Consider the following 22,400-nt stretch of genomic DNA (forward strand, 5'->3'; position numbering starts at 1 on the left):
ATATCATACAAGAGGGCGCTTTTTTCTATTTGTTAATTAATAAGCTTTCAAAACATGAAGCAAATAATCTTTCCGGTTCAGAGGATTATAATCAACACGTTTTCGAATAGGGAAGGGAGCCGTCAACTTTGTGAAACCAGCTGGCTTCGTTGTAAATATACCTTCTCCTTCAGTAAATGAATGGAGCATTCGTTTGAAATTCTCTGTTTTCGCAACAGGTAATGATCCTGTTAACTGGTAAGAATCATTATTGAATATAGGCTCTGCAAAGGTTGCTGGAATGGCAGCGAGCTTATACATTGCGGTACTAATTGCGTGCTCAGGTACAGTTAATTCAAACTCATTTACTGGTTCATATACATATGTTTCAGCTTGCTTTAAAGCATTCATTAATACGAGCGGTGTTAAGTTTCTAAAGTCACTCGCTGTTGTAACAGGACTAGCATAACCAGTATGAGTTAACGTAACGATAATATCCGTAACTTCCCATCCGTATAATCCTTGTTTTAACGTTTGAAATACAGTATCTTCTATCGCTTTATGAAATGCTAAAGGTAGTGAGCCGAGTTCAACGTCTAATTTATATGTTATACCAGAATTAAGTTCACCGTGCTCAATTTTAAAACCAATTGTCGCGTAAAATGGATTCGTTTTTTCTCCCATTACTTCAATGGAATTCGCAATGCCAATTGGTTTCTCAATACAGACAACTCGTGTATTTGAGAAAGTAACCTGTAAATTATATTTCTCATAAAGTGTTGTTTCAATAACCTCTTTTTGTACTTCACCGAAAAGACGAATGTATAGTTCATTATGAACATTGTCTTTCCACACTTTAATGAGAGGATCTTCTTCGCATAGTTCCATAAGAGCAGCGTATAAATCATGAATTTGTTCTTTAGGCACGGCATCAATGGCAGCTTCCATTTGTGGTTCGGCAAAGTGAATATCCTTTATATAATCCGTCCGTTCACCGATAATATCACCAATTTTAATATCATTCAGTCCCCATATTTTACAAAATTCACCGTTAGGAACGGTAGAAGTTTGAACGGCATTTCCCTTATGAAACATGCACATTTTTTTTATCTTTTCCTTATGAGGTAGAGACTCACCACGCTGTATATCCACATATTTTCTAACGTGTAAGCTACCAGAAAAAACTCTTACGTAAGCAATTTTTTCTCCAGAAGATTCACGTTCAATTTTAAAAACAACACCGGATAATATTTCATTTTCTGCCGACTTATTAGCTGGAAATAAGGACGGAATATTTTCGAGCAGTTCAGTTACACCTATACCCGTCATTGCTGAACCGAAAAAGATTGGGTACACATTTGCTTGCTGTATTTGCTTTTTTAGTTCGTTTCTTAATAGCGCGTCCGGAATTATTTCGTTATTTACATATGATGCAAGCAGTGATTCATTATATGGCGCTAATCGTTCTATACAATCTTCATATGATTTATATTCGATAATACGAGCTTCCTTTGTTCCTTCGTTTTGCGCAGAGTAGAAGGGGAAAGCATTATTCGAAAGAATCGCTTTTATTTGTTTCACGACTTTTTCTGAATTTGCGCCACTACGGTCTATTTTATTTACAAATAAAACAGTCGGTATGTTTAGTTTCTGTAATGTCCGCATTAAAATTTTAGTTTGTGCTTGCACACCTTCTACGGCAGAAATAACTAAAATTGCACCGTCTAAAACGCGGAATGATCGCTCCACTTCAGCGATAAAATCAGCGTGTCCAGGTGTATCTATGACATTTACTTTTAAGTCATTTATAAAGAAAGAAACGACAGATGCTTTAATCGTAATGCCGCGTTGTCTTTCTAATTCCATTGAGTCAGTTTGCGTACTTCCGCTATCAACTCGGCCAACTTCTTTAATCATATTCGTTTCAAAAAGAATACGCTCAGTCAAACTCGTCTTGCCAGCGTCTACGTGCGCGACAATCCCTATATTTATTGTTGTCATTTATAAATATCCTCATTTCATTTCCCATTTTCATTTCCTCATTTCTATTTGTGTATTGCCGCATTACAATCACTCTCCAGCCATTTAAATTATTACTATTATAATGTAATTCCCATTTTTTGTAACGCTACAAAGCGCCTTAATTTGGAAAAATAAAAATGAAAACAAAAAGCTTGCATTCTAAATCGATATAGATTATATTAATTGACATATCAACTATTGATACATCAAACGTTTTTGAATTGGATGTAAAGGAGGAGGTAATTTGACGAGTTCATGCTCAAAAGAAGCGATTATTTTATATAAATTACACTTTCTAAATAAAGAAGTAAGTTCGAAATTTGAAGGGTGTACGGGTATGAGCCAGTCTCGATTAGAGCTTATACTTCAGTTATATGAAGTAGGTGAAATTAGTCAAAAAGCACTTCAGCAAGAAGTGAATATTGATAATGCTGCGATTACGAGGCATTTAAAACAGCTGGAAGCAAACGGAATGATTACACGACGTAAAAATCCAGAAGATAACAGAATTACGTTAGTTTCTCTTACAGAAGAGGGGCGAAATAAAATTCAAGTATATCAAGAGGAAAAAGAGCGTTTCGCTACTTCAGCATTTAAAGGATTAAGTGAAGAAGAACGCGACAATCTTTTAACGATGTTAGACCGCATTCAACAAAACATAAAAGAATTATAAAAAAGGGAGAATACAACTATGACTAACTCAGTAAAAACAAATGATTTTAACGAAATTTTAACAGGACGCCGTTCAATCCGTAAGTACGATCCTTCAGTGAAAATTAGCAAAGAAGAAATGACAGAAATTCTTACAGAAGCAACACTTGCACCATCATCAGTAAACATGCAACCATGGAGATTCCTTGTGATTGAAAGTGACGAAGCGAAAGCAACACTTGCACCACTTGCGAAATTCAATCAATCTCAAGTAGAAACATCTTCAGCAATGATCGCTGTATTTGGTGATTTAAACAACTTTGATAACGCAGAAGAAATTTACGGTACAGCAGTAGAGCGTGGACTTATGCCAGCAGAAGTAAAAGAAGATCAAATGAAAAAACTTTCAGCTTATTTCTCAATGGTTACACCAGAAGTAATGAAAGATACAGTACTAATTGACGGTGGTCTTGTAGCAATGCAATTTATGCTAGCAGCTCGTGCTCACGGCTATGACACTTGCCCAATTGGTGGTTTTGAGAAAGATCAAATCGCAGAAGCTTTCGGACTAGATAAAGAACGTCACGTACCAGTAATGTTAATTTCAATTGGAAAAGCTGCTGACAGTGGTTACCAATCAGTACGTCTTCCAATTGAAAAAGTTGCAGAGTGGAAATAATTTTATAAAAGAACTTAAATAAGTGAAAGATGAGAGGGGAAACACCATGATTATTATTCACGCAATATTTCAAGTAGATCCAGCGAAACAACAATCATTTTTAGAACAAATTCAGCCACTACTTCATGGTTCAAGAGAAGAAAGTGGAAATGTGTCTTATGATTTATATAAAGATACAGAAAAAGAAAGTGTTTATACGATGGTAGAAGTATGGAAAGATGAAGCAGCAGTTGCGAGTCATAATACGAGTGAACACTTCACATCTTTCGTTAGCAAAGCACCACAATTTTTAACTGCTCCTCTTGACATAAAAGTTTATAATGGAGAGTTAGTAAAATAATGAGATAGAAAAAGATGACTTTAGCGTGTTGCTGGGGTCATCTTTTTTGTATAAGTGGAATCTATTCTCGACATAGTTATGTTGGAACAATGATGGTTTTCTTATCTTTTGTAATAGAAATTAATGATAAAATAAATAATTATGACAAAGAAATTTGTCTTACGTTTAATACAACTTAGATGGAAAACTGAATCCTCATAGTTGGTTGAATTTTGAAGTACGGGCTAATAGATAACTAATAGGTAAATCTACTGGATTTAAATTTATAGTGGAGGACTAAAAGGTGATTAACTGGAAAGATAGGATAACAACTTTAGTTTTAGTGAAGCAAGAGTTAATGAAGCAAGATATCGAGCAAATATGGCCACATCACTTTCCTGAAGTAGGAGCCAGTGAAGAGTATGTGTATGCTTTTGAAAAAGAATGGGGTTATAAACTTGATTTAAAATATAGAGATTTTCTAAAATATGCCAATGGTTGGAAAGGCTTTTATCAAACTGTGGACTTATTTGGTATAGAACAACTGAAGCAATCAACTATAATGGAGTACGCTCAAATGTTATTAACAGTTATTGATGACGATGTTTTAAAAGAAATTGGCGTTGTAAGGCAGGAGTTATTACCAATAGCAGTCTCTGAATTTGATAAGGACTTATTTGTTTTATGTTTACCAAATTCATCTAGACCAGGTGAAATCATTTGGTTTGCAGGAGAAGAAATAGATAGGTTTAAGAATTTTGACGAGTATTTCTTGGCAATGGTTGATTACAATAGAGAAGAAATATTGGCTTTAAAAGATTATATACATTAGTAGAACGGAGAAGTTAGCATGAAAATCGTCAAATACATACTACTGTTTTAAGGAATGGAGAGCAGCCAATATCACTGAGTAATGTGGGGTACAACAAATACATCATTAACATGAAGAAATATGAGATTACGAGCTAATAAAGAGTTTTGTTAAAGTTCCAATTCAGAGGTGAAATCTGTGAAAATTAAAATTATAAAAAATGAAGGAATATATAATGACCAGAATGTAGTAAGCTTTTCTTCCGCGTTTGGTTGTGGAAAAGCTAGTTGGAATGGAAAAACTCCAATAGAAGGTCGAGAATATTATGTCGAGCTAGAAATACGAGATGTAGTAGTGTGGAGAAAAGATGTTAATAAGTCGGGCAAAAAGCAATACTGTATTAAAAATAATAGAAATTCCACAATTATAGTTTGTGAAGTGGAAACATTTTTTGAGCATGGATGTTGTGGTTTTAAAATTGGCCAAAGTATATTTACTCTCGATATTGAGGGAGTACCATATCCGAAAGGAACATTTGTTGAGATAAGTTCTCAGAAACTCATTTTGTATGATATAAATTTGTAAGTATGAGAAATAGGCGAAATCATATTAAATCTTTGTTTGAAAAATATTATGCTTTATTGAAGCCTTAATTGTTGTAAAAGAATGTTTTTTTATTTGATAAAATTGAGGTGACACACGGAATTGCTGGTCAAATCGTTAGACCTAAACAAAGAGTTGGTATTGGAAAATTTTAAAAATATAAAAATTTGTTCTGCACTAAAAAAATCGTATTATCACAAGGGTTAATAGATGCAAAAAGAAGCATGGGGAGAAGAGTTTTAATATTAGGAATTTTATTGGTATTAATAGTGAAAGTTATCCTGCCACTAGGTCTATTTAAGGTGAGTGGAGGAATAGAGATTGAGTGAAGAAATTCAATAGAAGCGGGGAACGTTTATTTGAAAACAATGATTAAAAATATAGGTAATAAAAATGTAAAAGCAAAAGTAGAAGAACCTTTACGTTTTCATGTAGAAACCTTATTTAATTTGTTAACTAAGGTAGAAGATAAATTAGTAGATGGATTTTCAATTCAAGTTGGATGGTCTATTTTTAGTTTATGTAAATATGAAGATTGTTATCAAATTATTACCCCAGATTATACTAAAAACCCTTTTAAGGATATGTCAGAAGATTTAACGATTACTTTATGGGTACAATTAGAGCAAGCGCATTGCTTACGTCGATTAAATATTGAGGGGGAATTAATTAAATTTAACGATAAGATTGTGATAGCTAAAAATGTGTTACAACAAGACGAGGTTTATTTACAAAGATCTAGTGGTTATGGTGAAGGTTCTTCTGGTTGGTATATAGGGCCTATCAATGAGGAAGAAGAATCAGGTGAATTGGAAACCATATACGCCTACGAATTATTAAAAATGAAACCTGCACTTATTCAAGTACTAGCCTTACCGTATGATTATTTAGTAGTTTTTGAGAAGGATAAAATTAAAGCGATTTTAAATGAATGTGATGTTGATATTTGGAGTGAAATAGAAAGATAGTAAATGTATGTAAGGTGTCAAATGCCCAATATGAAAATTACGTGAGTTAAGCACTTCATTGTCAACGGACGATAATAGGTGCTTTTTTACGTGTAGTGAAGAAAAAATATAAGTTTCCTTTTTGCTCTATTTCATCTTTGAATTATATGCTATAATTCGGAAAAAATAATTCTTAATTTTCAGAACGAATAAAGGTGGGAGGGAAATATATGAACACATTAAAGAAAATCACTAATAATATTTCGAAAGTTATTATAGGAAAAGATGAATCAATCGAACTTGCAGCCATAGCTCTTATAGCAAAAGGACATATTTTATTAGAAGATGTACCGGGGACAGGAAAAACAACATTAGCGAAAAGTTTAGCGAAAAGCGTGGACGCTAAATTTCAAAGAATACAATTTACAGCGGATACTTTGCCTGGAGATGTTATTGGTCTTGAATATTTTAATATAAAGGAATCGGATTTTAAAACGAGGTTAGGACCTATTTTTGCAAATATAGTATTAGTGGATGAAATTAATCGAGCTGTACCGAGAACACAATCTTCGTTACTTGAAGTTATGGAAGAACGTACTGTTACGATTGCGAAACAGACGCATTCATTACCAGAACCTTTTTTAGTAATTGCAACGCAAAATCCTCTTGAATCTGCTGGTACATTTCCTTTACCTGATGCTCAATTAGACCGATTTTTACTTACGATTCGCCAAGGTTATCCTACGAGAGAAGCGGAAAAGGAAATGATGAATCGGTTTCAAATGAATGATCCGTTAGAAACGTTACAATCAATTATTTCAACTGAAGAAATTATTATGATGCAAAAACGTGCAAGAGAAGTGTTAGTGGGAAATGATGTGCAAGATTATCTTCTTGAAATTATTGAGGCAACGCGTAAGCATGAGCTAATTGAAATTGGTGTAAGTCCACGGGGGACGTTGGCATTTATGAGAGCGATTCAAGCACGGGCTATATTGAATGAAAGAGATTACTGTACGCCAGATGATATAAAGCAACTCGCTGCATCCATTTGTGCTCATCGTTTAACTTTAACGATTGAAGGAGAGATGAAAACGACAAAAGAACAAATCATGAAAGAAATTCTTCATACGATTAGTGTGCCAGTGGAGAATGTACGATGAATCAACAGCTTGTGTATACACCTTTAGCGGAGCCTTTCGTAATGGGAGTTATGTCAGTTGTAGCCGTTATTTTATGTATGTTTTCAAGTAATCTATTGTTTTTATCTTTCGTATTTTTGTATGTAATTTTAATAGGTGCTATGCATGTTTACATACGTAAAGTATCTCGTGTTGAATGGGAATACAGTCAAGGAAATTCGAATGTTTTTATAGGTGAAACGAATATGTGCAAAATTAAAATTTCAAACAAGTCGGTATTTCCTATTCTTAATATCGTATTTCGATTTAAATGTGAAAATAAGCTAACTTGGAATCATGATGAAATAAATAAAAATTATAGTACAGGTTCAAATTATTATATGAATTTTAATTTAAAAGGAAGAGAGTCAGTTTCATTTGATTTACAAGCTGTAGCGTTAAAAAGAGGAATTGTGAAATGGGAAGAAGTTGAAATTGTTATTACTGATCTCTTTGGATTCATAACGAACCATATAACATATAAACAAGTTGATACGCCCTCCTATTTAGTCTTACCAGCTGTTCCGAAAATACAAGTTCCTGAATTACAAGAATGGTCACGAGGATTTCGAAAAGCGATGTCTTCACCCTTATATGATGAAACGAAAGTAATGGGAGTAAAGTCTTATGGAAATGAAGATTTTCGTTCCATCCACTGGAGTGCAACAGCGAAAACAGGGTCGATAACCGCGAAAAAGTACGAGCGAACACAATCAGATAAATATGCAATTTATCTCAATTTGCAAAATAAAAGTGGTGTTTCTTTGCGAAATGATATAGAAGAATTAATTGAATTAACAGCAGGCATATGCAAACAACTTCTTATGCAAAACTGTTCATTTGAAGTATGGATCAATAGTGTAAAAGATAACGGTTTGCTACATATAAAAAACGGGGATAATCGGAAACATTTGCAAAATATATTAAAGGTACTTGCTTCAATATCGGATCAGGATACGCCTGTATCTTCTTCTTATTTTTACACAGCAGGTTTTCGTCGTAAGGAACTGGATGCAGTTCCTTTAATTCTTGGTACTTCACCAAAGAAATATAGTCGAACGAATAAATGGATTGTAATTAAAGAATAAGAAGGGGCTTATGTCATGGTTAATAAAGCGCGGCATATGAAAGTGAAATTGTGGAGTGTTAGAGTTTTAATGCTACTTTTCTTTACGGTTAGTGCGATAACGTTATCACAAGGTGTTGTGCATGTACAAGGCATAGTAAAAGAACGTTTTTTTAGTGAAAAGAAATCTGAAAAAAATTATAAGGAAACTATAAACTACGGTGATACTGAAGGTTATGGAACACCTTTAGAAGAGAAAAAAGTAGGAGATAATGGGGAGAGAACGACAACGGGTGAAAAATTTAAAGGTTTTGAAAAAGAAAGTTCATGGGAACACGTATTTTCTGTACTTTCAAATTCATGGATTAGTATAGTTTTTTATGTAGTTATTGTAGGGGTAATTATATATTTTCTTTATAAATCCGTTAGGAAAAAGTTAATGAAACCAGAAATAGAACAGGAGAAAAAATCGGTAACAAAAGAAAATACGGTAAGAACCGAAAATAACAAGAAAGTCATTCATCAGTTAGAACAGCCGTTACCGACAGATACGATAAGAAAAACGTTAGTTGAATGGGAAAGCACATTACCATTTCATGAAAAGAGAAGGTCCTATGAAACGATGCAACAATGGTTAAAAAGAATTAGTAGAACGAGAAATATTACTTCGTTATATGAGTCTGTTCGTTATGGTGAAAAGACGTATACGGAGTTAGATGTGGAAAAAATAATGAAGTGGGTAGAGGGAGATGGGAAGGTGGATACATAAATATCCACCTTTTCTTTTTTTATACGGAAATTTGATTAACATGAATTATTTTCTTATATGAAACCGTCTTCAAATAGGGAAACGAAATTAACTTTATTTACTTATACTTCATTACGTGTTAACCTATACTTAATTTTTATAAATTATAATTAATTTTTAAGTTTTTAAGGGTGTGAAAATGTAATGAAATCGGTATTAAAAAGCATACTTATTTCCTTTGTTTTTTCTGCAGTAGGTATGTGGTGGTTGCTGTTCTTATTATTCAAAGGGGATGGAGACTGGTTATTGTCTTGGATAGGCGTAGTAATGGCATATTTATCTTTATTTACTTTAATAGATTTATATTGTAAAAATACATACGATAAAAAAATAAGTAAATGGCTTATAAAAACAGCGGTGACTAGCTTTAGTTTTGCTGTATTAGGAATCTCATTTTGTATCATACACGAGCTATTAACACCATGGAGTCTCAGTTTAATGGTGTGGTATTGGTTGGTAATGTTAGTATTATTTTTAACGACCATAATATCATTAGTCAGTCTCGTATATGTTAATCGTAAAAATCACAATTTCACCGTTGGATATAGAATGCTTATACTTCTAAATCTACTACTTACGTTAGGACCAGTATTATGGCCACTATTACTTTCTATTATCGGAAATGGTATGAACGCTAGTGCAGGATGGTAAAGGTGAATATAGATTAGTTACTTAAATAAAAAAGAACGTGTTTACATAAAAGTGAAAACATGTTCTTTTTTTATTCATTTTAAAATAATTAAGACAAGGTGAAATAAAAATAGGGCAGTTAAGGGACTGTCCTTATTTTTTATGCCCTTTTTATTTTCATACATAATTCTTTCTCAGCTTAGCGCAACAAAATTTGAACGTAAGTATTTCGTAAGGAATGGATAAGAAAAAAGAGAGTTTTATCATATAGGATAAAAGTATAGCTTGAATCAATACGATATGAATAGGGGAGAGAAAACCTTATGAAAAAATGTAATTCAATGAAGTTAGCGAGTTTGACAGTTTTATTAGCGGGTACTACTCTATTTACACCTGGTTTTACTGTGAAAGCAGATTCTACTCAAAGTATTTCTAATTCGTCACAAGTACATGATCAAAAGAATCGGAATGGATGGAAACAAGTAATGCAGGAAACAATACAAATTGGGGCGCCAGGGGTATTAGCTAAGACGTCTAATAAAGGGAAAATTAATAGTTATACTGCTGGTGTGGCGGATTTAAATACAAAGAAACCGGTGAAATCGGATTATCGCTTTCGGATTGGTAGTGTGACGAAAACTTTTACCGCCACGACTGTTCTTCAATTAGTAGGAGAAAATCGCGTACAACTTGACGATCCAATTGAAAAGTGGCTGCCGGGTCTTATACAAGGAAATGGGTATGATGGAAATCAAATTACGATACGACAACTTTTGAATCATACGAGTGGTATAGCTGAATATTTAAAGTCAAAAGACGCTGACATAATGAATTCGAAAAAAACGTATACAGCAGAAGAAATAGTGAAAATAGGCCTTTCTCTGCCTCCAGATTTCTCGCCGGGTAAAGATTGGTTGTATTCAAACACAGGATATGTAATATTGGGAATGCTAATTGAAAAAATAACTGGTAATAGTTATGCGGAAGAAATTGAAAAGCGAATAATTGAACCTTTGGACTTGTCAAATACGTTTTTACCAGGAAATTCACCCGTCATCCCAGGAAAGAATCATGCTCGTGGGTATGTGAAAATCGAAGAAACGAGCGAATTGAAAGACATTACGGATTATAATCCGAGTTTAGCTAATGCAGCTGGAGACATGATATCTAATGCAGATGATTTAAATAAATTCTTTTCATTTTTACTCAGTGGTAAGTTACTGAAGGAACGAGAGCTAAAAGAAATGCTTACTACAGTTCCTGTAGAAGGAAAAGGGGTTGGTGATGGATATGGTCTTGGAATCTATGAGACTAAACTTCCAAATGGTGTCTCAGTTTGGGGTCACGGAGGATCAATTCCTGGGTTTATGACTTTTGCTGGTGGAGTAATTGGAGGCAAGCATACATTTGCTGTTAATGTTAACTCTTTAGGTCAGGTTGATATTCTTACACAGTTTGATAAAATGATGCAAGTTGAATTTAATAAATAGATGAAAAGAAAGTGAATGGGAATTTGCTATAGTTGTAAATAAAAGATATGTTTTTTAAATTTAACAAATAAGGACAGTATTAACATTCAGGCGATGGCATCAAGTATATGTAGAACATAAATACGATACAAGTGCGATTCAATCTTATAGTTTAGCATAAAAATAAAAAGGATGTCAGTTGCATGACATCTTTTTTATTGCAGATCAAAGAGGTATGTTTTATGTTTGTAAAATTGTTATTTTTTCGATTATTTCATATAATGAAAGATATAGCGGCTATACAGGGGAGTTATGAATGGATAATACTTCAGTTTGTTAATTATTTTTGTTTTAATAAATAAAAGTAAATTGATTTGGAGTGAAATACATTGGGACAAAATCAGTTTAGATGGAGTAACGAACAATTACGAGAACATGTTGAAATAATAGATGGTACAAAAAGCCCACACAAATTATTAAAGAATGCAACATACTTAAACTCCTATATGCGTGAATGGATGCAAGCAAATATTTGGATCTATGATGACCGTATTATATATGTAGGAGAAAAGCTGCCAGCGCAACTACATGAATGTGAAGTCATTAATTGTGATGGAAAGTATGTAGTTCCTAGTTACATAGAACCACATGCACATCCGTATCAGTTGTATAATCCAGAGACATTAGCAAATCATGCGATGCAATTTGGGACAACAACTTTTATTAATGATAATTTAACTTTATTTTTCACATTAAAGCGTGAAGAATCATTTCATTTATTAGATGAATTTACAAAGGTTCCAGCTAGTATGTATTGGTGGTGCCGTTTTGATGGACAAACTGAACTGCAAAACGGTGAATCTTTATTTAATAGTAAAGAAATAATAGAATGGCTGAAACATGAAGCAGTTCTGCAAGGCGGTGAGCTAACAGCATGGCCAAAGTTATTACATGGCGATGATGAAATGTTAGATTGGGTGCAGGAAACAAAACGATTACAGAAAAAAGTGGAAGGACATTTCCCAGGAGCATCTGAAGCAACTTTAGCGAAATTAAAACTGTTAGGTACGGATTGCGATCATGAAGCGATGACAGGGCAGGAAGCGTTAACTCGTCTTATGCAAGGTTACATTGTTTCTCTTAGGAATTCTTCCATACGCCCAGATTTAGAAGTTTTATTGAAGGAATTGCTGGAATTAGGTGTTAAGCAGTTTGATAGATTCATGCTTACTACAGATGGTTCACATCCTTCATTTTATGAAAATGGAATGACAAACATTATGATTTCTACCGCGATAAAACAAGGGGTGCCGGTAATAGATGCTTATCATATGGCAAGTTATAATATTGCTCGTTATTATAACATGGAGCACTTACATGGTTCGATTGCGACAGGTAGAATTGCTAATATCAATATTTTAGAAAGTAAAGAAAACCCGGTACCAACGAGCGTAATTGCAAAGGGGCAATGGGTGAAGCGTGCCGGTGTAAATACACATAAATCATTACATATAGACTGGAATGAATGTAAAGTAACTTCATTAACATTAGATTGGTCCATAGAAAAAGAGGATATGATTTTCTCTAATAATACGGGTATACACTTATTAAATAACGTTATAACAAAACCATACGTTAGTGAAATCGACTTAGACTGTGATGAATTGTCCATAAATCATGATGAATGTTTCCTTATGATGATTGCTCGTGATGGCAGTTGGCGATTGAATACAGTTGTGAAAGGTTTTGCGAAAGAATTAAGGGGCCTTGCTAGCTCTTATTCCGGTACAGGTGACATCATTCTTGTTGGTAAGAGCAAAGATGATATGCTTACTGCTTTTCATAGAGTAAAAGAGCTCGGCGGCGGGATTGTAATCGCTGAAAAAAATGAAGTGTTACATGAAATTAGATTACCATTACTCGGGATTATGTCTGAATTAAAAATGAGAGAGTTAATACAGAAAGAGAAAAAGATGGTGAACTTACTGCAAGAGCGAGGTTACGCATATAACGATCCAGCATTTACAATTTTATTCTTTTCTGCGACGCACTTGCCATTTATACGGGTAACACCGATAGGGTTATATGATGTGAAAAGTAGTAAGGTAATTGCTTCGCCGGTGAATTTGATAAAGCAATATTAGATGGAAAGATCCTATAAAAGATTTATTTTATAGGATCTTTCTCATTTCTAGCATAAGAATATTGTAAGCCTCAAATGATATAGTATATAAATCATTTGAGGTGATATGTAAATATGAAAAAAATATTATACATTTTAAGCATATTTATTCTGTGTGTATCAATACAACACGTTGTGCATTCCCAATCTGATGCACCGGAATTATCTTCGGATTGTATTGAAGAAAGAAAAATTCGAGATGAAAAGCATGTGAAGAATATAATGCAGGACATTAAAAACACATTTAATTTAAATATTGATGAACATAGTTTTTGGGAAGTTAGTAAAAGAAACTTGGAGGCTGCCCATTTGATGTATGGTGGAAGGGAAAATGATTCTTATTATAATTCGCTAACTAAAATTTATGATAGTGGTGGATTTAGCGAGCAGCCTAGCTTATTTGTGAGTGCGCAAGAAGCATTTTTACTTTATAAAGAAAAAGATAATATCAATGTAATGAAACGTCTAAAACTAGATGTTGAAAAAGGGGAATGGCTCGTTATAAAAACGAAAAAGAAGAAAGGGAAAAAAGTGAAATTCAAGCCGTTGCAATGTGAAAAAGATTATATGAAAAAGAGAAATGAGTACCATAATATAAAATGAAATAAAGGAAACTTTGAAGGAGAAAAATTTCATTAATCGTTGTAAATGAAGCGATAGAAACCCCTAGTAATTTCGCCATAAAAAAACGTCATTTTTAATGATTAAAATGACGTTTTTATTTATTTTTAAAGCTTTTGCATTGCACTTTCAATCTTTTTCACCAAATCATCAGACACTGTATGAAAATACCCTAAAACTATCTTTCTAATATCATCGGAAATAATCTTTAAGTCACTAGCTAAGTTTTCAGCAAGATGTTCTTTTTCTATTGGTTGTAAATTCGTATAAAATTCACCAGCTTGTGTAAAGTCATCTTGTTTCGTTATAGAAGTCCTTTCAAGTTTACCTTCAACGTACCTTCCGTCACTGCTTGTTATTTGATTAACGGGTGTCCAATCTTGCTGTTGGTTAATTGCTAATTTACGAAATTCAGGACCAATTCTTCTTCTTTGGGAATCACTATAAATGTTAGCACGTCCTTGCAGCATTTTATCATCTGATAGTTCTGCACCGTCCAGTAAATTAGAAGGGGAGAAAGCGACTTTTTCTACTTGTTCCATATAATTTTCAGGGTTTTTATTTAATACCATTTTGCCGACTGGTATGAGAGGATACGCTTTTTCATCCCATATTTTTGTATCATCTAAAGGATCGAAAGAAAGATGTGCTTCATCTTTCGGGTCCATGAGTTGGACGTATAAACCATATTCTACTGGCTTACCATTTTCAATTGTATTATATAAATCTTTCCCGCTATAATCAGGGTTTTCGGCAGCCAGTTTATTTGCTTCCTCACTAGTAATGAATTGTACACCTTCAAATGGATACCAATGATACTTTACATACTTTCGCTTACCTTCAGTATTTCTCCAAACATATGTATTTACACTATGTCCTGGGATGCGGCGAAGACTTTTGGCTGTACCAGCATCAGAGTACAGACGGACAACGAAATGAATCGCTTCGGGTGCTCTAGCGACAAAATTCCAAAATCTATTAGGGTCTATTAAGTTATTTTTAGGTGAAGGTGACAACGCTTGAATTGTTTCAGGGAAACGCATCGGATCGTGAACAGAAAAGACAGGAATGTGATTACATAATAGATCGAAAATACCTTCTTTTGTATAAAATTTTGTAGAAAAACCGCGTACATTTCTAGCAGTATCAGGTGTTCCTTTCGTACTAACAGCTAATGAAAACCGCACCATAACAGGAACTTTCTCATTAGAATGTTGTAGAAAACTTAGTTTAGTATGTTCAGACATTGGATAGATCGTTTGAAAATAACCGAATGCACCAAAACCCTTTGCGTGAACAGGTCTTTCTAAAATTTTTTCGTGAATAAATTCTTGTAATGCCTCGTGAAGCACACTATCTTGCTCTAAAACAGGTCCACGTGAACCAACTGTTTGAGAGTGAAATATAGCTTGTTCATTACGTTTTCCATTATCATTAAAGTCTTTCCCTAGTAAAGATTGCCTCTGTTTATCATAGTTTTCATCCATCAATATAGCCTCCAAATCTTTTTGTCCATTGTTACTAAATATGATTTTATAGACTTGATTATGTATGACAGGCAGAGTTCAAAATAGTAAAAGACCGCTAGATGAAAAAAACACGCATGTAGTGGACCTGTTGAAATAGAAGAAATTATGGAAAAATGAATATCGGGAAGAAAATTACTTTTAAAATTTCAATCTTAAAAATGAATTTATACATGATTTTATAGAGAATGAGCATAAATAAACAGGGAAAATAACTAGGAGGAATTTAAAATGTCGGATTGGTTTCAATTAGATAAAGAATATATGATGTCTACGTATTGTCGCACGAAAGTAGCAATAGAAAGAGGAGAAGGATGCAAGCTTTATGATGTGGATGGTAAAGAGTATTTAGATTTATTTTCTGGTGTCGGAGTGAACGTATTAGGATACAATCACCCTAAAATCGTGCAAGCGACAATGGAGCAAGTTACGAAATCGTTGCATCTACCGTTTCATTTTTTAAATCCAATTGCGATTGAGTATGCAAAGAAATTAGTAGAGTGCTCTTTACAAAACGGAAAGGTCTTTTTTACGAACTCTGGTACGGAAGCGACAGAAACGACATTAAAATTAATTGATAAATATAGATCTATTTCGAATGAAGAACGAAATGGAGTAGTTGTTCTAAAGGGAAGTTTCCACGGACGAACGTTAGGAGCACTTCATTTTACGAGACAAGAAAGTATATATCAAAATTTCCCTAAAACATCGATTCCTGTATATGAAGTGGAACGTGAAAATATAGAGCAATTAGAAGAAACAATTATAAATGAAAATCCGATTGCAATTATGCTAGAGCCTGTTTTAGGAAGCGGGGGGATTTATCCTTTATCAAGTGAATATTTGCAAAGCGTTCAACATCTTTGCGATACATACAATGTACTTCTAATAGTTGACGAAGTGCAAAGTGGTATGGGGAGAACTGGTAAACTATTTGCTTATCAAAATTTCAATATTACACCGGATATTATTCAAATTGGTAAAGGTGCAGGAGGCGGGATACCGCTCGGCGGAATTATTGTAGGTGAAAAGTTATGTGATGTATTTTCACCAGGAGATCACGGCACAACATTTGCACATTCATCAATGGGAACAGCTTTAGGTTTAACGGTATTAAATACATTGATTGAAGATGGTTTAATGCAAGAAGCTTATGAAACGTCACTATATTTAAATGATAGATTGCAAGAAATTCAGAATGAAAATTCTTATTATATTGGGGAAGTACGTCATGCTGGTATGATGTTTGGAATTAGTTTGAATGATACGAATGAAAATGTGAAGAAATTACAGGCAGAATTAATGGAGAAAGGTATATTAGTTGATGTCACGCAAGGGAATATCATTCGGTTACTGCCACCATATATTATTACGAAAGAAGAAATTGACGCGTTTGTTAATCAATTTATTACTTGTATTGCTACAGTAGCCGCTTTAACAATTTCGTAAAAGTTTGATATATCCTGTATGTAATTAAATATAAAAAATTAAAAGTTATCTTTTATAAGATAGCTTTTTTTAGTATGAATTATTATGAAGTGTTCTCAACTTTTGATATAAATGTGGTTGAAGAAATAAAGTGCATGCATTTAATAGTTAAGAAATTAAAACTTCATTAAAGAGATTAGATAGATATATAGGTAATAGTTAAAAATCGGTGATATAAATAAAAATGATAGAACGTTTTTTTAAAAATAACATACCAATATATATATGATGAGAATGAGGTGATATGTTGGAGAATAATGATATTCGATTTACTTCCTTACAAATGAGGACTGATAGATTTGGTTGGGCTGGTATTCAACATTCAAATAATAAGCAAGCCATTTTATTTACTCGAAACGGAGGAGTAGAGTGGGATGTTGTCAATCCTCCTAATTCAATTATATTATCCGTATATCCAATAAACTCTCGTAGTTCTTGGGCGTATGGTTTAACAAAAGTAGATGATAATCGAGAGCCTGCCATATTTTATACAGTTAATAGAGGAGGGAAATGGAAAAAATTTATTTTACCAATTGAAGAAAATTGGGAACTGTCGACTGATGTGCAAGTACAAATGCATGCCACAAATATGGGGAGCATATGGATTATATTATCTAGAAAACTTAAATCGAATAAATTTCAGCATAATTTGTATTATACAAAATCTAAAGGAAGAGTATGGAAAGTAATAAGAAACATAAATATTAGTGATAGTATTTCAGGTGTAACATTTATAAATAGATTAGTTGGTTTTATTTCTTTACAAAAGAATTATGAAAAATCAACGGTATTCAAAACAATAGATGGGGGTAAAAGTTGGAGCCCTATAAAAGATGTTCCAAGTATTGAAGGAACTATTAATGGAAATTCCATGGCTTACAAAGCAATTTATAAAAATAATTTGTTATCAATACCAACTAAAATAAATAATAATATATTTTTTATGAATTACTCATTAGATAATGGAAATACGTGGCATATTTCAAATGAAAAGATGAACACTAGTAAAGTGGCCGTATCTTTTTTTAGTTCACATTATGGTTGGGTTATAAATAGAGAAAACGGAGGAGTATATCAAATAAAGAAAAAAGGATTAGAATGGATTGAATTATCAAGTAATCCATTATTAAAAAGTGTATTTTGTTTACATTTTTTAAATCAGCATAATGGCTGGGCGTGTAGTAAAAAAGAACTATTTACTACAACGGATAGAGGTATAACATGGGAAAATGTAGATTATAAAATTAATCAAATTGATAAATTAACTTAAAAGAGTCCTAAAGAAATTAGGACTCTTTTTATATATTTAATGGGTACAGTTGTAACACATAATTATAAGAGGAAGAAGGAAAGTGTAGAGCTTATATTTTCAAAAATAGACGTTTGTTTTCACACAGTATAGTTCACTTTTGAATATGTTAATAAAGTAGCAAATTTAAAGTGAATTGTAATACTTAATATTTTAATTTCATATGAATGATGGTTCATGCCACATAATGTGTAAAAAAGGGGGATTGTAATGAAATCGTTAACGGTTATTATTTCGTATAATGATCGAGAGCAACTAGTAGAAGATTTAATTAACGCAGCATGGAAACTAAAACCAATTGAAATTATAATTTTAGCCCCTAATGATAAAAGTAAATTGTATGAAATAGCAACGAAATATAGATGTCATAGTGTTTTAATGAACAAATATAGTGCGCATTATCAAGGATATGAAGCTTGTATAAAGGCAGCAAAAGGAGATATTTTATTATTTTTAGATGGCAATTTTTCATTATCCACAAATGAAATGCAGAGATTTATTGAGCCAATTGTTACAAATCAGGCCGATATAGTTTTAAATAAAATAGATAAATTGATAGAAATAGGTAAATGTCCAAATATGGATATTGTATGGAGAAAAATGTTAAATGAAATCTTAAGACGACCAGATTTAAAAAGCAATTCAATACTTTCATTGCCATATGCGCTTACGAAGGAAGTGGTGGAAAATATCGGCTTTGATTATATGGAAAATATCGTTTTATCTCATATGAAGATTGTGAATCAAGGCTGGCGGATTAACGATCAATATGCAATTAATACGTTATCTAAAGATGAGACCATAGAGGAAGAAGGATATTTAATAAAAAAAGAGTTATCAAAAAATGAAAAAGAGAAAGTAGAAAGATATTTAAGCGGTATATCTAAATGGATAGAGAAAAAAGGAAGAAGAGTAGGGTTTACTGATGCAGGAAAAAGAAGGGATATTATTCAAAAGCTAGGTGAATCCAAGCAATACCCTTCCTATCATCAAGGCTGGGGAATGTATTCTTCAATTTATGACGGGAAGCAACTTTCTGTTATTATACCGGTGCAAAATGAAGAAGAAACTATAGAACAAGTAATACTTGAGGCAAGAAAAATAGAACCGCTAGAAATAATTGTCGTTGTAAATGGTTCAACAGATCATACAGCTGACATAGCTAAAAGACTTGGTGCCACTATTATTAAATATAACGAAAGACTTGGTCATAATGTTGGACGTGCTATTGGGGCGCTTGAAGCTACAGGAGATATTCTCTTATTTATTGATGGTGATTTTAGTGTTTCAGGAAGTGATTTGCATCACTTTACAAAAGCAGTTTTAGATGGCGTAGACATAGCGTTAAATGATTTGAATCCAATGCTCAATCCGCCTTTTTATGTTGTGGATATTGTAAAATATATGCTTAATTTAGCATATGGTCGTCCAGAATTAAGTAATGGTTCATTAGTAGCTATTCCACATGCAATGAGTAGATCATGCTTAGATGCAATAGGATGGGAAACTTTACTATGTCCTAGTCTTGCACAAGTAAAAGCTATATTACAAGGGTATAGGGTAGAATGTGTCCATTATGTTGATGTTGTAAAACCGAATAGAATTCGTTTAAAGGAAAATGTAAGTCAAAATGGACCTCCTCCAGCAGTATTAAGAATAATTGGTGATCATGTTGAAGCGCTCTCTTACTTGATAGAACAACTCGAAATGGATGGAAAGGGTGATTAAACTGTTAGACCAGTATAAAATAATTAACATTCCACATGAACAATTATGGCAAATGGATTTTCAAACTTCGGAGCCATTTATACTCAAGGTTGATTGGGATAAAGTAACGTATGAATTTTTAATTCGTATTAAGCCCAATGCTGATAACACAATTGTTTTTGGATCCGGAGCAGGTGGGTTTCAAGAACAGCCAATTGGTCCACCTATTTTTCATCGACATTCTTGGATGGATGAATTTGAAGATACTGTTATATATTATAATGACCCTACTTTATATCTTGGAAAATTATCTTTAGGTTGGGGACAGGGGGAGTTAAATAGATTTTATTTACAAGATATAGCTAATATTCTAGAAATATTATTTATAAAGTTAAAAGTTGATTCAAAAAATGTCTTGTTTTATGGAAGTTCTGGGGGAGGATTTATGTCTTTAATTTTAGCTGGATTTGTTAAAGGTTCCACAGCTTTCATTAATAATCCGCAAACAAATTTAATAAAATGGATACCTGTACCGGTAAATCTAGTTTTCGATTTATCTTATCCAGGTTTATCAAGAGAAGAAGTTGAAGAGAAATTTGGAGAAAGAATTAATGTTGTGAAATTTTTTAATCACATTAAATATGTACCAAATATTTATTTTTTGCAAAATTTCGCGTGTGAATTTGATGTACAAAATCATTTATTACCTTTTATTTCTGAATTAGAGCAACTTGATAAAGACACGAAAGTAAATCAAATTATAATAGACTTATATTTTGATAAAAAAGCAGGGCATGCAGCTGTAGGGAAGAGTGAAACAATTGAATATATAAAAAAAGTAAAGCCTAATCAGACTGTGAAAGAAGAACAAAAAGAAGTGGAGCTATCAGTCGTTATAGTTTTAGGAGAAGAAAAATCGAAGTTGAATCAGATTTTAAATAAATTGCAGCATATAAAACCACTAGAAATTATTATTGTAGCTGATGACAGAATGAGTGCTATACAATCTATACCAACATTTGTTGAAAGTAACGTTGTTGTGATTGAGGAGAAAAGTAAATGGAAAGCACCAGTTCATGGGGCAAAAATCACCAATGGTGATGTAGTCTTATTTTTAAATGGAGAAGATGTTATTTTTTCGGTAGAATTAGAACGATTTATAGAACCGCTACTAAAAAAGGAACAGGATGTAATTTTGAATAACATAGACTCTGTCTGTTTTGAAAAGATGAGAGTAGAATGGCCAAGCATTGCTATGGTGTATAGAAAAATAGTAAACGATGTATTGGGACGTATGGATTTAAAATATGATTCGATGTTATCTATGCCATATGCTATTACTAAAAAAGCAATTGAAGACATTGGATATGATATCTTGCAGAACCCTATTCTATCCCAAGTAACTCTTATTCAGAAAGGGTGGCGAGTACACACTTCTTCAGCAATTACTAAAACCTCTTTAAATGTAAATCAAACCTCTTTCTATAGAGATAAACTAACTAAATTAGAAGTACGTGAGATTAATGAGAATGTAAAAGTTTTAGAGAGTTGGTTACAAGGAAAAGATGATAGAGGTAATTATACAGATGGAGGAAGAAAAAGAGAAGTTATAGAGCAACTAAAAAAACAAAAGAATTATTCACTTTTTCATAAAGGATGGGGAATGAATTCCTCTATTTATAATGGAAAACAGTTATCAATTATAATACCAGCACAAAATGAAGAAGCAACGATTAATGAAGTTATTCTTGAGGCAAGAAAAATTGAACCGAAAGAAATAATTGTTGTAATTAATGGATCAACAGATCAAACAGAAGCAATTGCTAAGCAATTAGGAGCTACAGTAATTGTTTATCAAGAAACATTAGGGCATGATGTAGGACGGGCAATTGGTGCGCAAGAAGCCACAGGGGATATACTTCTCTTTATTGATGCTGATTTTGCTATTCCAGCAAAAGATCTTCATCCATTAACGAAGGCTGTTGCAGATGGGGGTGATATGGCTTTAAACGATTTAAATTTAAATCTTAGATTTCCTCTATATATTGTAAATTTATATAAATATATGTTGAATATTGCTTGTAAGCGTAAAGATTTAGGAGTGGGATCCACAATTGCTGTTCCTCATGCTATTAGTAGAAAATGTTTAGAGGGAATCGGCTGGGATACACTTCACACATCGTGTGTTGCGCAAGTAAAGGCAATATTAAAAGGATATAAAGTCGAATGTGTCCATTTTGTAGATGTAATGAAACCAAACCGTATTCGGCCACAAGAGCATTTTGCAACGATAGGGCATCCACCAGCTGTATTGAGAATTACTGGGGATCATTTAGAAGGACTTTCATATCTATTGAAGAATAGGGATTTTAAAGATTTATTATAAAAGGTAAATTTGTCTA

Annotated in this window: 19 protein-coding genes; 17 read left to right on the plus strand and 2 right to left on the minus strand. The window is 33.0% G+C overall.

Annotation, left to right across the window (positions count from 1 at the left end; all coding sequences use genetic code 11):
* Window positions 1–36: 36 nt before the first annotated feature.
* Entirely contained in the window at window positions 37–1,980 is a 1,944-nt protein-coding gene (locus ACQVV1_RS22715; protein WP_242252783.1) for an elongation factor G, read from the minus strand.
* A 265-nt stretch (window positions 1,981–2,245) separates the two neighbouring features.
* Here ACQVV1_RS22715 and ACQVV1_RS22720 point away from each other — a divergent pair, with 265 nt between their 5' ends.
* From ACQVV1_RS22720 to ACQVV1_RS22780, 13 genes are all read left to right on the plus strand, one after another.
* Window positions 2,246–2,674, plus strand: a complete 429-nt coding sequence (locus tag ACQVV1_RS22720) for a MarR family winged helix-turn-helix transcriptional regulator (RefSeq protein ID WP_212957160.1) — start codon at window positions 2,246–2,248, stop codon at window positions 2,672–2,674.
* 18 nt (window positions 2,675–2,692) lie between these two features.
* A complete protein-coding gene (locus ACQVV1_RS22725; RefSeq protein WP_087953270.1) occupies window positions 2,693–3,331 on the plus strand; it encodes a nitroreductase family protein in 639 nt (212 codons plus the stop codon).
* 46 nt (window positions 3,332–3,377) lie between these two features.
* Entirely contained in the window at window positions 3,378–3,671 is a 294-nt protein-coding gene (locus tag ACQVV1_RS22730) for a putative quinol monooxygenase (protein WP_242252784.1), read from the plus strand.
* A gap of 283 nt (window positions 3,672–3,954) precedes the next feature.
* Window positions 3,955–4,482, plus strand: coding sequence for an SMI1/KNR4 family protein (locus ACQVV1_RS22735; RefSeq protein ID WP_431169544.1), 528 nt, complete (start codon window positions 3,955–3,957; stop codon window positions 4,480–4,482).
* A 177-nt stretch (window positions 4,483–4,659) separates the two neighbouring features.
* The gene (locus ACQVV1_RS22740; protein ID WP_309258988.1) at window positions 4,660–5,046 is read left to right on the plus strand and encodes a hypothetical protein; all 387 of its coding nucleotides are present in this window, start codon (window positions 4,660–4,662) and stop codon (window positions 5,044–5,046) included.
* Between the two features lie 377 nt (window positions 5,047–5,423).
* Window positions 5,424–6,032: an immunity protein Imm33 domain-containing protein gene (locus ACQVV1_RS22745; protein ID WP_309258987.1), complete on the plus strand. Its 609-nt coding sequence runs from the start codon at window positions 5,424–5,426 to the stop codon at window positions 6,030–6,032.
* Window positions 6,033–6,241: 209 nt separating this feature from the next.
* Complete coding sequence (locus tag ACQVV1_RS22750) at window positions 6,242–7,174, plus strand: AAA family ATPase (RefSeq protein WP_309258986.1); 933 nt, start codon at window positions 6,242–6,244, stop codon at window positions 7,172–7,174.
* Complete coding sequence (locus ACQVV1_RS22755) at window positions 7,171–8,280, plus strand: DUF58 domain-containing protein (protein ID WP_309258985.1); 1,110 nt, start codon at window positions 7,171–7,173, stop codon at window positions 8,278–8,280. Before ACQVV1_RS22750 ends, ACQVV1_RS22755 begins: the two co-directional genes overlap by 4 nt.
* A gap of 15 nt (window positions 8,281–8,295) precedes the next feature.
* Window positions 8,296–9,027 (plus strand): signal peptidase II, encoded by a 732-nt coding sequence (locus tag ACQVV1_RS22760; protein ID WP_431169545.1) that lies wholly within the window; start codon window positions 8,296–8,298, stop codon window positions 9,025–9,027.
* Window positions 9,028–9,210: 183 nt separating this feature from the next.
* Window positions 9,211–9,717 (plus strand): DUF3902 family protein, encoded by a 507-nt coding sequence (locus tag ACQVV1_RS22765; protein WP_431169547.1) that lies wholly within the window; start codon window positions 9,211–9,213, stop codon window positions 9,715–9,717.
* A gap of 302 nt (window positions 9,718–10,019) precedes the next feature.
* Window positions 10,020–11,186, plus strand: coding sequence for a serine hydrolase domain-containing protein (locus ACQVV1_RS22770; protein WP_309258981.1), 1,167 nt, complete (start codon window positions 10,020–10,022; stop codon window positions 11,184–11,186).
* Between the two features lie 368 nt (window positions 11,187–11,554).
* On the plus strand, window positions 11,555–13,309 hold the full coding sequence (locus ACQVV1_RS22775; protein ID WP_309258980.1) for an adenine deaminase C-terminal domain-containing protein: 1,755 nt from the start codon (window positions 11,555–11,557) through the stop codon (window positions 13,307–13,309).
* Between the two features lie 113 nt (window positions 13,310–13,422).
* The gene (locus ACQVV1_RS22780) at window positions 13,423–13,950 is read left to right on the plus strand and encodes a hypothetical protein (protein WP_242252790.1); all 528 of its coding nucleotides are present in this window, start codon (window positions 13,423–13,425) and stop codon (window positions 13,948–13,950) included.
* A gap of 125 nt (window positions 13,951–14,075) precedes the next feature.
* On the opposite strand, the gene ACQVV1_RS22785 is transcribed toward ACQVV1_RS22780, so the two are convergent.
* On the minus strand, window positions 14,076–15,455 hold the full coding sequence (locus tag ACQVV1_RS22785; protein WP_242252792.1) for a catalase: 1,380 nt from the start codon (window positions 15,453–15,455) through the stop codon (window positions 14,076–14,078).
* Between the two features lie 270 nt (window positions 15,456–15,725).
* Between ACQVV1_RS22785 and ACQVV1_RS22790 the strand changes: the two genes are divergently transcribed.
* From ACQVV1_RS22790 to ACQVV1_RS22805, 4 genes are all read left to right on the plus strand, one after another.
* The gene (locus ACQVV1_RS22790; protein ID WP_431169549.1) at window positions 15,726–16,943 is read left to right on the plus strand and encodes an aspartate aminotransferase family protein; all 1,218 of its coding nucleotides are present in this window, start codon (window positions 15,726–15,728) and stop codon (window positions 16,941–16,943) included.
* Window positions 16,944–17,229: 286 nt separating this feature from the next.
* Window positions 17,230–18,252: a sialidase family protein gene (locus tag ACQVV1_RS22795; RefSeq protein ID WP_431169550.1), complete on the plus strand. Its 1,023-nt coding sequence runs from the start codon at window positions 17,230–17,232 to the stop codon at window positions 18,250–18,252.
* Window positions 18,253–18,501: 249 nt separating this feature from the next.
* Window positions 18,502–20,019 (plus strand): glycosyltransferase family 2 protein, encoded by a 1,518-nt coding sequence (locus tag ACQVV1_RS22800; RefSeq protein ID WP_431169551.1) that lies wholly within the window; start codon window positions 18,502–18,504, stop codon window positions 20,017–20,019.
* Window positions 20,020–20,071: 52 nt separating this feature from the next.
* Complete coding sequence (locus ACQVV1_RS22805) at window positions 20,072–22,384, plus strand: glycosyltransferase (RefSeq protein WP_431169561.1); 2,313 nt, start codon at window positions 20,072–20,074, stop codon at window positions 22,382–22,384.
* Window positions 22,385–22,400: the final 16 nt, after the last annotated feature.

The organism is Bacillus basilensis (assembly GCF_050630465.1).
Classification (GTDB): Bacteria; Bacillota; Bacilli; order Bacillales; family Bacillaceae_G; genus Bacillus_A; species Bacillus_A basilensis.

What these genes read in the sequence shown, in the direction of transcription:
- ACQVV1_RS22725 (WP_087953270.1), top strand. Translation starts at nt 2,693, where the DNA reads ATGACTAACTCAGTAAAAACAAATGATTTTAACGAAATTTTAACAGGA.
- ACQVV1_RS22790 (WP_431169549.1), top strand. Translation starts at nt 15,726, where the DNA reads ATGTCGGATTGGTTTCAATTAGATAAAGAATATATGATGTCTACGTAT.
- ACQVV1_RS22765 (WP_431169547.1), top strand. Translation starts at nt 9,211, where the DNA reads ATGAAATCGGTATTAAAAAGCATACTTATTTCCTTTGTTTTTTCTGCA.
- ACQVV1_RS22770 (WP_309258981.1), top strand. Translation starts at nt 10,020, where the DNA reads ATGAAAAAATGTAATTCAATGAAGTTAGCGAGTTTGACAGTTTTATTA.
- ACQVV1_RS22805 (WP_431169561.1), top strand. Translation starts at nt 20,072, where the DNA reads ATGGATTTTCAAACTTCGGAGCCATTTATACTCAAGGTTGATTGGGAT.
- ACQVV1_RS22760 (WP_431169545.1), top strand. Translation starts at nt 8,296, where the DNA reads ATGGTTAATAAAGCGCGGCATATGAAAGTGAAATTGTGGAGTGTTAGA.
- ACQVV1_RS22715 (WP_242252783.1), bottom strand. Translation starts at nt 1,980, where the DNA reads ATGACAACAATAAATATAGGGATTGTCGCGCACGTAGACGCTGGCAAG.
- ACQVV1_RS22750 (WP_309258986.1), top strand. Translation starts at nt 6,242, where the DNA reads ATGAACACATTAAAGAAAATCACTAATAATATTTCGAAAGTTATTATA.
- ACQVV1_RS22780 (WP_242252790.1), top strand. Translation starts at nt 13,423, where the DNA reads ATGAAAAAAATATTATACATTTTAAGCATATTTATTCTGTGTGTATCA.
- ACQVV1_RS22730 (WP_242252784.1), top strand. Translation starts at nt 3,378, where the DNA reads ATGATTATTATTCACGCAATATTTCAAGTAGATCCAGCGAAACAACAA.
- ACQVV1_RS22755 (WP_309258985.1), top strand. Translation starts at nt 7,171, where the DNA reads ATGAATCAACAGCTTGTGTATACACCTTTAGCGGAGCCTTTCGTAATG.
- ACQVV1_RS22785 (WP_242252792.1), bottom strand. Translation starts at nt 15,455, where the DNA reads ATGGATGAAAACTATGATAAACAGAGGCAATCTTTACTAGGGAAAGAC.
- ACQVV1_RS22800 (WP_431169551.1), top strand. Translation starts at nt 18,502, where the DNA reads ATGAAATCGTTAACGGTTATTATTTCGTATAATGATCGAGAGCAACTA.